Below are 10,249 nucleotides of genomic sequence, written 5' to 3'. Positions count from 1 at the left end.
AGATTTTCTAACATTGCTTTATGTTGTGTGCCCACTTGTTTGAGTTGTCGCAATGTAACACCAGCCACAAGTTTTTCATTTTTAAAATTGCCAAAAATATTACAATACTCTTCTTCTTTAGATAGAATGTGTTTTAAGTAATTTGGAGACACATGTTGAAAATAAAGTTTATCCCATGAATAAGTATGTGAATCATTTGATATTAAAGTAATATATTGATTTAAATCGTTGTTAGTAAGAATTCTAACTTCTGACATTATACTCACCTCAAATTATTATTAGCATTTAAAAATCTATTTATACAAATTAATTGAATTATAAAAATTTTATAAAGTTTAATTAATAACTATATCCATAGAATAGCCTATTTTTAAAAATTATACAAAAAGTGTGAGAATACATAGTCGTTAGAATATTATCTATCATACATCGATATCTTTAAACTTAATTGTTAGATAGGAAATGAAATGGAGTAGGACAGAATTCAATTTGAATTTGTCGTTCAATTCTAGCAATACATCCCCAAGGACGTAAATGTTCTTATTGAAAGTCATTATGTTAACTTTCATACTACTATTGAAATAACTTGATATCAGCTCTTTTTAATTCAGTCTTTATCTATCAACACATAAAAAAATCCTGAGACATAATGAGGTGTCTCAGGGTTTTTTAAAATTATAAAATTTTGATTTTAAAGAGTAATGCTAATTAGTCAACAACTTGAACATTTAAATCTACATCGATGTTGCCACGAGTTGCTTTTGAATATGGACAGAATTCGTGAGCATCTTGTAGATATTTTTCAGCGTCTTCTTGAGATAATACATTTTTAACTTTTGCATCAATAGATACGCTTAATTTTGGACTTTCAGCATTTGGATCATCTTCTAAGCGTACAGTTAAAGTTACCTCAGGTTCTGCTCCGCGAACTTTGTTTTGTTTTAAAATAAGGTCATATGCACCATTGAAGCATGAAGCATAGCCAGCTGCGAATAATTGTTCAGGGTTAGTTGCGTTTCCATCTGCTTGTTGTGGTGGTAATACATCTACATTTATTGCATTATCGTCTGTGTGTACGTGTCCTTTACGTCCACCAACGTTTGTTGCTTTAGTTTCATATTGAACTGCCATTATTATTACCTCCTAAATTCGAATACAATTATTATATACCCAACTAAAAAGTTTTAAATCATGATTTGTAAAAATTAAAAAGAATTTTAAACATTGGCGAGTGTGACATAAATAGTTTAAAATAATATAAAATTGTAAATGGCAAGAAAAGAAGGGATTATATGGCAGAAGTAAAGGTAGCTGCAACCATAGCACCTCAAGATATAATAGATAATGAAACGTTAAATAGTATCAATGATAATCATGCATATATAGATATCATTGAGTTGCGTATAGATCAGTGGGAGAGTCATCATCACGAACTTTTAATGAAAAACCTTTCACTTCTAAATGAAATAAAGGATCATTTTAAAATATTGGTGACGTATCGCACAATTTCTCAAGGTGGAAAAGGTCAGTTAACTAATAAAGAATATTTACAGTTAATTGAAACAATTTCCTCAATAGATGAATGTCAAATGATAGATATAGAATGGGAGTCAAATATTGAGGTTGAGACGCATAAGCGTATTATAGAAAATGCACATCGTCATCAGAAACAAATAATTGTGTCCTATCATAATTTTTTAGAAACGCCACCGTTAGAAGAATTAAAATTCACATATTATAAAATGCAAAAATTAAATCCTGAGTATGTAAAAATTGCAGTAATGCCTAAGGAAAAACAGGACGTAGCAATGCTATTAGAAGCAGTAGCTTATACATCTGAAGCGATTTCTCAACAAGTTATTGGAATATCTATGTCTCATTTAGGATTAGTGAGCCGAACTGCTCAAGGTGTTTTTGGGGGTACAGTGTCATATGGTTGCTTAGGTGAACCTCAAGCGCCAGGGCAGATTCATGTTAAAGAACTAAAAAAACAATTATTATTTTACGAAAGCATGTAGTATACATTGAAATGTCATCGATATCCGCGTATAATTGATAATAGTTATCAATATAGAGGAGCGATAATTGTGGAATTACAAGAAGTAATTTCTTTAAGAAGAAGTATAAAGAAATTTAAACATGATATGGTGATTAATGATGAAGATGTATTTAAAGCCATAGAACAAGCTACTGACGCTCCTAATCATGGTATGAGAGAACCGTGGAGAGTTATTCATGTTTCTAAAGATAGATTAGGAGATATGAGTAGAGATATTACACGTTTTGCCTTTCCAAATAGTCCAGAAAAACAAGAAGATCATTATAACGCGGTGACAAATTTAGGAGGTATGTTAGTTTTAGTACTTAAAACTGACCCACGACAACGACAAAATCGCGAAAACTTTTTTGCGATGGGTGCATACACTCAGAATCTAATGTTATTACTTTATGAAAAAGGTATTGGTACATGTTGGAAAACGCCATTGTACATCTTTGAACCAAAAGTAAGAAAAGCGTTTGGTATTGCTAAAGATGAAGCTATTGCAGGTTTATTGTATCTTACTGATTTAGAAGAGGTACCACCTAAAGCAAAACGTAAAAATAAACATTTAATCTCAGAATACTAAAGAAACCACACTCAAAATAACGAGTGTGGTTCTTTAATTATTTATTAAATGTTTCTTTTAAGAATGATTCAACTTGTTCAGGTGATTTTGCATTAGCAGAATGCAAATGAGCTTGTTTTTGACCATTTTCAAATATAAGTAAACTTGGGATACCCATGACTTCATTGTCTGATGCTACATCTTCTAATTCATCACGATTTACAGAATACCATTTATAGTCGTTATACTTGTCAACGATTGGATCAATCCACATATCCATTGCTTTACAATCAGGACACCAACCAGCTTCAAATTTTACAATTACAGGTTGTTCACTTTGAATAACTGAATTAAATTCTTCAGTAGTAGTAATATTTTTCATACTTTACACTCCTTTTAGCTTGTTTTATATATTATAACTAATTACTAATATTTAGAAAAAAATAAAGCTTAAAAAGTAGAGCGTTTATTTAAATAATTTGATATATTTATAATAAGTTTAAATAGGAGGATAATACTGAATGATTAAATTTTATCAATATCCAAAATGCACAACTTGTAAAAAAGCTGCTCGATTTTTAGATGAGCATGGAGTGAGTTATGAGTCTATAGATATTGTGCAACACACACCTACAAAACAAGAATTCAAAGAGTTAGTAGTTAAATCAGAAGTGGAAATAAATAAATTCTTTAATACACATGGTGTGAAATATAGAGAACTTGGTTTGAAAGATAAATTAAAAAAATTATCTAATGATGAAAAATTAGAACTCTTATCCTCAGATGGAATGTTGGTAAAACGTCCGCTAGCGGTTTCAGGTGAAAAAGTTACATTAGGTTTTAATGAGGAACAATATAAAGATGTATGGTTATAGAAAGTATAATCACAACTTTTAATATTAATAGTTGAATGAAAACTTACGGTATGGCATCATTAAATTGTAATTATTTTTAGGAGGGGATTTTCGTGGCAGTACCGAGCGAATTCAAATATTCTAAGGAACATGAATGGGTTAAAGTTGAAGGAAATACGGCAACAATTGGTATTACTGAATACGCGCAAGGTGAATTAGGAGACATCGTATTTGTCGAATTACCAGATGTCGATGATGAAATTAATGAAGGGGATACATTTGGTAGTGTTGAATCAGTAAAGACAGTATCTGAATTGTATGCACCTGTCTCTGGTAAAATTGTTGAAACAAATGACGAATTAGAAGATAGTCCAGAATTTGTTAATGAATCACCTTATGAAAAAGCATGGATGGTAAAAGTTGAATTAAGTGACGAAAGTCAATTAGATGAATTACTATCAGCTGAACAATACTCTGAAATGATTGGCGAATAATTTTTTAAAACTCCTTGATATTAAATCTAGGAGTTTTTTATATAATTATATTAATTATCTGTAAATTGTGTTTATATTCATCAATAACGTGAAAAAGTAAATGATTGTTTAATATCGACTTAGAAGGTGGATGAACATGGCAATTTTAAATAAAGTTATCATTGTTGAAGGTAAATCTGATAAGAAGAAAGTGCAACAAGTCATTGCTGAACCTGTAAATATTATTTGTACACATGGTACAATGAGTATCGACAAACTAGACGATATGATAGAAACGTTATATGGAAAACAGGTCTATATTCTTGCCGATTCAGATGATGAGGGCGAAAAAATTAGAAAGTGGTTTAAACGTTATTTAAGTGAAAGTGAACATATCTATGTAGATAAAACATATTGTGAAGTCGCACGTTGTCCCAAAAATTATCTTGCTCATGTATTGAGTAAATACGGATTTAACGTAAAAAAAGAGAAAAAACTTATACCTAATTTAAGTTCTGAAAGGTTAGTACTTGTGAATGAATAATTCTATTAAAATCGAAGACATCAAAGAACACTTTGATAAAGATAAACATTTAATATTTGGATATACTCCTATGTGTGGAACATGTAAGATTTCAGAGCGCATGCTAGATATTGCAAATGATATCGAACAATTACCACTTAAAAAAATTGATTTAAATTTCCATAAGTATTTTAGTGAAGAATATAAAATTATGTCTGTACCTGTACTGTTAATTATGGATAAGGATAAAGAGGTAGATAGAATCTATGCATTTCAATCCGTGCCATATTTGTTAGAAAAGTTAAAAAAATGATTGACGAATTATTAGTACAGTGATAGGATATAAATTAATTAAATAGTGCGAAAACTCTTATCGAGAGAGGTGGAGGGATGTGCCCTACGAAGCCCGGCAACCGTCTATAATGGAAATGGTGCCAATTCACATAAAGTTTAAGACTTTAGAAGATGAGAGAAAGATAATTTTAAATGCTTTCTCATCTCTCTAGATGGGAAAGCATTTTTTAATTACATAAGGAATTTAAGGGAGGCATTTAACGTGATTGAGTTAAATCAAGTTGTTAAACGCTATCACACAAAGAACAAAGATGTACTAGCAGTAGATCACGTTGACTTGAATATAGAATCAGGCTCAATTTTTGGAGTGATTGGGTTTTCTGGTGCTGGTAAAAGTACGTTAATTCGAATGTTTAATAATCTAGAAGAACCGACTTCAGGGGATATCATTATAGATGGAGACAATATTAACAAACTTTCTAAGTCAGATTTGAGAAAAAAACGACAAAAAGTAAGTATGATTTTCCAACATTTTAATTTGTTATGGTCACGTACTGTCATTAGTAATATTATGTTCCCACTAGAAATAGCTGGAGTATCTCGTGCAGAAGCAAAACAAAGAGCTTTAGAACTTGTAGAGTTGGTCGGTTTAAAAGGTCGTGAAAAAGCTTATCCTTCAGAATTATCAGGTGGTCAAAAACAAAGAGTTGGGATTGCTCGTGCATTAGCGAATGATCCGAATGTCTTATTATGTGACGAGGCTACAAGTGCGCTAGATCCACAAACAACGGATGAAATTTTAGATTTACTATTAAAAATAAAAGAAGAAAGAAATCTAACGATTGTGATTATTACACATGAAATGCAAGTGATTAGACGCATATGTGATGAAGTTGCAGTGATGGAAAATGGGCGTGTTATTGAGCAAGGTAATGTTGATGAAGTATTTGAAAATCCTCAACATGAGGTGACAAAACGATTCGTGAAAGACGATTTAGACGACGATTTTGAAGATTCAATTAAACATCTAGAACCATTGAACAAAGACGCTTATATTGTAAGATTGAATTTCAACGGTAATAATACCACACAACCTGTTGTATCTGATATTACGCGAATGCAGAATATTGAATTAAATATTTTGGAAGCAAATATTAAAAATACACGTACAGGTTCAATTGGATTTTTAATTGTACATATTCCACATATTAGTGAAGATGGATTTAATACATTTGTAACTGAGTTACATAAACAACACGTAAATGTGGAGGTGATTAAACATGGATAAATCATATGGTGATATCTTCCATGAAATGATTACTATGCCTAACGTGCAATGGCCTGAAGTTTGGCAAGCAATATATGAAACACTTTATATGACTGTAGTGTCAACCATTTTTGCTTTTATCTTTGGCTTAATCTTAGGTGTGCTGCTTTTCTTATCAGCTAAAAGTGATGCACCTGGAGCTAAAATTTTCTATACGGTAGTTTCATTTATAGTTAACTTGTTCCGTGCGATTCCATTTATTATTTTAATTTTGTTATTAATTCCGTTCACAAGTGTATTATTAGGTACAATTAGTGGACCGACGGGAGCACTTCCAGCATTAATCATTGGCGCTGCACCGTTCTACGCAAGATTAGTTGAAATCGCATTTAAAGAAATCGATAAAGGCGTTATTGAAGCAGCATGGTCTATGGGTGCGAATACTTGGACAGTCGTTCGAAAAGTATTGCTTCCAGAAGCAATGCCAGCACTTGTTTCAGGTATTACAGTAACTGCTATCGCTTTAGTTGGTTCAACTGCTATTGCAGGCGTTATTGGTGCAGGTGGTTTAGGTAACTTAGCTTACTTAACTGGTTTTACACGTAACCAAAACGACGTCATTCTAGTGTCAACCGTATTTATTTTAATTATTGTATTTATAATCCAATTCATCGGGGATTGGCTTACAAATAAAATTGATAAACGATAATAGAAAAGAGGACAGATTAAATGAAAAAACTTTTAAGTTTAGTATTAGTACTTACACTGACAGTTGTATTAGCTGCTTGTGGTAAAGGCGGAGACGAAAAAGATAAAAAAATCGTTGTAGGTGCCTCACCAGCACCACATGCTGAAATCTTAGAAAAAGCAAAACCACTTCTTGAGAAAAAAGGTTATAATTTAGAAATTAAAACAATCAATGATTACACTACACCTAATAAGTTGTTAGATAAAGGTGAGCTTGATGCTAACTACTTCCAACACGTTCCTTATTTAAAAACTGAAAGTAAAGAAAAAGGATACAAAATTGAAGATGCAGGTAAAGTTCATTTAGAACCAATGGCTGTTTATTCTAAAAAATACAAAAGTTTAAAAGACCTTCCTAAAGGTGCGACAGTTTATGTTTCAAATAACCCAGCTGAACAAGGTCGTTTCTTAAAATTCTTCGTTGATGAAGGCTTAATTAAAATTAAAAAAGGCGTAAAAATTGAAGACGCTAAATTTGAAGATATTACTGAAAACAAAAAAGATATTAAATTCAATAACAAACAATCAGCTGAATATCTTCCAAAAATCTATCAAAATCAAGATGTAGATGCAGCTATTATTAATTCAAACTATGCTATTGATCAAGGCTTAAGTCCACAAAAAGATTCAATTGTAGTTGAAAAACCTAATAATAACCCTTATGCAAACCTAATTGCAGTTCGTAAAGATCATAAAGATGATGAAAAAATTAAAGCTTTAGTTGAAGTATTACAATCTAAAGACATTCGTGATTTCATCAATGAAAAATACAAAGGTGCAGTTGTACCTGCAAAATAATGAATAATAATGCAGTAAAAAACGGTTCACAAACAAATATGTGAACCGTTTTTTTATTTTATATCAATACATTTATTGCAGTCATTTATATTATAAACTTGAATCGTCTTGATATAGTATTCCAACGCCGATACCACCTTGACCCATCGCATATTCAAATTTAACAATTTCTATATATGGATGTTCTTCTAAGAATGCATTGACTTTTTTATTTAAACCTTTTTCTGTCATAGCAGTAAAATTAACAAATGTCATAGTTATCATCTCCAATTGGATAAGTAAATTGAACAATGTTATTATAACAATTATTTTAATTAGACAGAAAATATAAAAAAATAACAGAATTTATGTTTATACATGATATGTATTGGGTATGTTAATATTACAAAAATCATTTAAGAATGAAATGTTTAACAAGGAGGAATTTAAAATGGCAGAAGATAAATTTGAACAAGCTAAAGGTAATATTAAGGAAACAGTTGGTAATGCAACTGATAATAAAGATTTAGAAAAAGAAGGTCAAGGCGACAAAGCTTCAGGTAAAGCTAAAGAAGTGGTTGATAACGTTAAAGATAAAGCAAATGATGTTATTGATAAATTAAAAGGCGATAAATAAGTCGTTTTAACTAGAAGAGAACGCATGTGTTAAACACATGCGTTTTTTGTTTATTTTAGAATATTATGTCTGAGTATCATTGTTAGACGTAATCAGTCCTAATGAATAACTTACTATATATCCTATTACTAAAGAAATAATCGAAACAATCCATTCTACTGGTGATTTAGGAATTCCTGGGAATACAGCATAAATTGAACCAATAACAAAACCAGTAATTAAGGCAAATGTTCCAATAAAGTGGTGGGTTAAAAAGTATTTTATAATACGGCTTGAAAATAGAAATCCACATAAAATACCTAAACCAACTACTATTAATATAGGCAGACCGGTAAAGTTAAATTTAGCTAAATTAGCAATAGCTAACATTATTGTTCCATATGCACCGAATACAAGTAGCATAAATGAGCCAGAGATACCTGGAAGTAGCATTGCACTAGAAGCACAAACACCTGCTATAAAATATTTAATAATAAGACTAAAAGATAATTGAAGTGTTAAACTTGATTGCTGTGTGCTAGGATTTAATAACGTTAATGCCACTATAACTATGATTCCTAAAATTAATAATCCATAGTGTTTAGTTGTAAATGTTTTTTTAAAATCTGAAGTTTTTAATAAGTAAGGGACAATGCCTATAATTAAACCAGTAAAAAAGAACATCGTTATTACATGATGATGATCGAGTAGGTAATGAATTAAATTACTAAGTACACCAATCGCTAAAATCATTCCTATTAATATAGGAAGTAAAAATTTTAGACTTGGCCAAAATCGTTTAGAAAACAATCCACTAATGGATGAAATAAAACCATCATATATTCCTAAAAGTAAAGCAATGGTACCTCCACTAATTCCTGGAACTAAATCTGAAGTTCCCATCGCAAATCCTTTTAAAATATTTTTCCATTTGAATGTCATAAAGGTCTCCTTTCTTTATTGAGTTAATACGAATACTACCAAATTTTTAACTTACATTGAAATATTAAGTAGTCAATCATCGTTAATATATAGATGCCTATTGAGAACAGATGCCTTTTGATTATCAGTCGCACTTGAAAATTGAAGTCATTTCGAAACAATTTTGACGAAAATATAATCTTTTTTGTCATTTTAATAAGTTTATATTGGGGACTATTTACGTTATAATTAAGTGTATTAAAGTGTTAGAAGTCTTTTTGACTATAAATTAAAATTACTATAAACTAGTTAAGAAAACTTTATATTTTATGGAGGGAATATAAATGTCATCAACATTGGAAATTAAAGACTTACATGTGTCTATTGAAGATAAAGAAATTTTAAAAGGTGTTAATTTAACAATTAATACTGGTGAAGTTCACGCAATCATGGGACCTAATGGTACAGGTAAATCAACATTATCTTCTGCAATTATGGGTCACCCAAGTTATGAAGTTACTCAAGGTGAAGTATTACTTGATGGCGTAAATATTTTAGAATTAGAGGTTGACGAAAGAGCAAAAGCAGGTCTTTTCTTAGCAATGCAATATCCATCAGAAATTACTGGTGTAACAAATGCAGACTTTATGCGTTCAGCGATTAATGCAAAACGTGAAGAAGGTCAAGAAATTAACTTAATGCAATTTATTAAAAAATTAGATAAACAAATGGATTTCTTAGATATTGATAAAGATATGGCGCAACGTTATTTAAATGAAGGTTTCTCAGGTGGGGAGAAAAAACGTAATGAAATCTTACAATTAATGATGTTAGAACCCAAATTTGCGATTTTAGATGAAATTGACTCAGGTTTAGATATTGATGCATTAAAAGTCGTTTCTAAAGGAATCAATGAAATGCGTGGTGAAGATTTCGGTGCATTAATGATTACACACTATCAACGTTTATTAAACTATATTACTCCTGATAAAGTACATGTTATGTATGGCGGTAAAGTTGTAAAATCAGGCGGTCCAGAATTAGCTAAACGTCTTGAAGAAGAAGGTTATGAATGGGTTAAAGAAGAATTTGGTGCAACTGAATAGGTCATTAAATAATATAAAAACTATTCATAAAAAGAACTGATTGATTTTAAAATGTGGAAATAAAC

At 30.6% G+C, this 10,249-nt stretch carries 16 protein-coding genes and 1 riboswitch; of the genes, 11 read left to right on the top strand and 5 right to left on the bottom strand.

What is annotated here, in order from left to right; genetic code table 11:
• The coding region (locus HMPREF3131_RS04260) for a GNAT family N-acetyltransferase (RefSeq protein ID WP_141738176.1) at nucleotides 1–257 on the bottom strand (257 nt) is incomplete at its 3' end.
• Between the two features lie 451 nt (nucleotides 258–708).
• Nucleotides 709–1,131, bottom strand: a complete 423-nt coding sequence (locus HMPREF3131_RS04255; RefSeq protein ID WP_002448074.1) for an organic hydroperoxide resistance protein — start codon at nucleotides 1,129–1,131, stop codon at nucleotides 709–711.
• Between the two features lie 161 nt (nucleotides 1,132–1,292).
• Between HMPREF3131_RS04255 and aroD the strand changes: the two genes are divergently transcribed.
• The gene (gene aroD, locus HMPREF3131_RS04250) at nucleotides 1,293–2,018 is read left to right on the top strand and encodes a type I 3-dehydroquinate dehydratase (RefSeq protein ID WP_002455566.1); all 726 of its coding nucleotides are present in this window, start codon (nucleotides 1,293–1,295) and stop codon (nucleotides 2,016–2,018) included.
• Between the two features lie 69 nt (nucleotides 2,019–2,087).
• Nucleotides 2,088–2,627: a nitroreductase family protein gene (locus HMPREF3131_RS04245; RefSeq protein ID WP_002448165.1), complete on the top strand. Its 540-nt coding sequence runs from the start codon at nucleotides 2,088–2,090 to the stop codon at nucleotides 2,625–2,627.
• Nucleotides 2,628–2,664: 37 nt separating this feature from the next.
• On the opposite strand, the gene HMPREF3131_RS04240 is transcribed toward HMPREF3131_RS04245, so the two are convergent.
• Entirely contained in the window at nucleotides 2,665–2,988 is a 324-nt protein-coding gene (locus HMPREF3131_RS04240; RefSeq protein WP_002448188.1) for a thioredoxin family protein, read from the bottom strand.
• Between the two features lie 139 nt (nucleotides 2,989–3,127).
• Here HMPREF3131_RS04240 and HMPREF3131_RS04235 point away from each other — a divergent pair, with 139 nt between their 5' ends.
• The 7 genes from HMPREF3131_RS04235 (at nucleotide 3,128) to HMPREF3131_RS04205 (ending at nucleotide 7,562) form a co-directional block, all read left to right on the top strand.
• Nucleotides 3,128–3,481, top strand: a complete 354-nt coding sequence (locus tag HMPREF3131_RS04235) for an arsenate reductase family protein (protein ID WP_017175880.1) — start codon at nucleotides 3,128–3,130, stop codon at nucleotides 3,479–3,481.
• A 92-nt stretch (nucleotides 3,482–3,573) separates the two neighbouring features.
• Entirely contained in the window at nucleotides 3,574–3,954 is a 381-nt protein-coding gene (gene gcvH, locus HMPREF3131_RS04230; RefSeq protein WP_017175879.1) for a glycine cleavage system protein GcvH, read from the top strand.
• A gap of 136 nt (nucleotides 3,955–4,090) precedes the next feature.
• Nucleotides 4,091–4,477 (top strand): toprim domain-containing protein, encoded by a 387-nt coding sequence (locus HMPREF3131_RS04225; protein ID WP_002448075.1) that lies wholly within the window; start codon nucleotides 4,091–4,093, stop codon nucleotides 4,475–4,477.
• Nucleotides 4,470–4,769, top strand: a complete 300-nt coding sequence (locus HMPREF3131_RS04220) for a thioredoxin family protein (RefSeq protein WP_002448091.1) — start codon at nucleotides 4,470–4,472, stop codon at nucleotides 4,767–4,769. The genes HMPREF3131_RS04225 and HMPREF3131_RS04220 overlap by 8 nt, the downstream gene beginning before the upstream one ends.
• Before the next feature lie 54 nt (nucleotides 4,770–4,823).
• Nucleotides 4,824–4,928: riboswitch (SAM riboswitch) on the top strand.
• Nucleotides 4,929–5,012: 84 nt separating this feature from the next.
• Complete coding sequence (locus tag HMPREF3131_RS04215) at nucleotides 5,013–6,038, top strand: methionine ABC transporter ATP-binding protein (RefSeq protein WP_017175878.1); 1,026 nt, start codon at nucleotides 5,013–5,015, stop codon at nucleotides 6,036–6,038.
• Entirely contained in the window at nucleotides 6,031–6,726 is a 696-nt protein-coding gene (locus HMPREF3131_RS04210; RefSeq protein ID WP_017175877.1) for a methionine ABC transporter permease, read from the top strand. The genes HMPREF3131_RS04215 and HMPREF3131_RS04210 overlap by 8 nt, the downstream gene beginning before the upstream one ends.
• A 20-nt stretch (nucleotides 6,727–6,746) precedes the next feature.
• Entirely contained in the window at nucleotides 6,747–7,562 is an 816-nt protein-coding gene (locus HMPREF3131_RS04205) for a MetQ/NlpA family ABC transporter substrate-binding protein (RefSeq protein WP_017175876.1), read from the top strand.
• Nucleotides 7,563–7,652: 90 nt separating this feature from the next.
• Here HMPREF3131_RS04205 and HMPREF3131_RS11295 read toward each other — a convergent pair whose 3' ends face one another.
• The gene (locus tag HMPREF3131_RS11295) at nucleotides 7,653–7,817 is read right to left on the bottom strand and encodes a hypothetical protein (RefSeq protein WP_002448129.1); all 165 of its coding nucleotides are present in this window, start codon (nucleotides 7,815–7,817) and stop codon (nucleotides 7,653–7,655) included.
• Between the two features lie 175 nt (nucleotides 7,818–7,992).
• Between HMPREF3131_RS11295 and HMPREF3131_RS04200 the strand changes: the two genes are divergently transcribed.
• Complete coding sequence (locus HMPREF3131_RS04200; protein ID WP_002448111.1) at nucleotides 7,993–8,178, top strand: CsbD family protein; 186 nt, start codon at nucleotides 7,993–7,995, stop codon at nucleotides 8,176–8,178.
• Between the two features lie 63 nt (nucleotides 8,179–8,241).
• Here the strand turns inward: HMPREF3131_RS04200 and HMPREF3131_RS04195 are convergent, their stop codons facing one another.
• Nucleotides 8,242–9,099 (bottom strand): polyprenyl-phosphate transporter PopT, encoded by an 858-nt coding sequence (locus tag HMPREF3131_RS04195; protein WP_017175875.1) that lies wholly within the window; start codon nucleotides 9,097–9,099, stop codon nucleotides 8,242–8,244.
• Nucleotides 9,100–9,422: 323 nt separating this feature from the next.
• Here HMPREF3131_RS04195 and sufC point away from each other — a divergent pair, with 323 nt between their 5' ends.
• Nucleotides 9,423–10,184 (top strand): Fe-S cluster assembly ATPase SufC, encoded by a 762-nt coding sequence (gene sufC, locus HMPREF3131_RS04190; protein ID WP_002448050.1) that lies wholly within the window; start codon nucleotides 9,423–9,425, stop codon nucleotides 10,182–10,184.
• The last annotated feature ends 65 nt before the right edge of the window (nucleotides 10,185–10,249 follow it).

Source organism: Staphylococcus sp. HMSC14C01 (assembly GCF_001808085.1).
In the GTDB taxonomy this organism is placed as follows: domain Bacteria; phylum Bacillota; class Bacilli; order Staphylococcales; family Staphylococcaceae; genus Staphylococcus; species Staphylococcus hominis.
Note: the sequence above shows the minus strand (reverse complement) of the source record. Positions and strands in the feature narration are given on the sequence as shown.